Origin of the sequence: Pseudoalteromonas sp. S16_S37, from assembly GCF_014694405.1 — a bacterium.
Classification (GTDB): domain Bacteria; phylum Pseudomonadota; class Gammaproteobacteria; order Enterobacterales; family Alteromonadaceae; genus Pseudoalteromonas.
Map to the genome: position 1 here is coordinate 1 of NZ_JAAUWV010000274.1, position 235 is coordinate 235.

General features: G+C 42.1%; 1 pseudogene. It reads right to left on the reverse strand.

Annotation, left to right across the window (positions count from 1 at the left end):
- A pseudogene (locus tag HC733_RS23745) lies at positions 1 to 118 on the reverse strand (IS3-like element ISVpa4 family transposase); the annotation flags it as partial.
- Positions 119 to 235: the final 117 nt, after the last annotated feature.

Sequence of the window (235 nt, forward strand, 5' to 3'; positions counted from 1 at the left end):
TTGAGTAGCTCACACTGACGCTTTATTGATAGTTGGGTTGATTTATCCAGCGAATGCTTACGCTGTGCCCGCTCTAACGACCGAGCACTTTCGCCAAAAAATCATTTTCCATCGTTAACGTGAGCTTACGGCAAGTTAGCGTAACTCACCATCAAAAATATGCTTGAGTCCAGAATTTAGTCTATGCGTTGTGATTTATAGTTCCAAGGCAAGTAAAGTTCTGGGTTTAATCGCA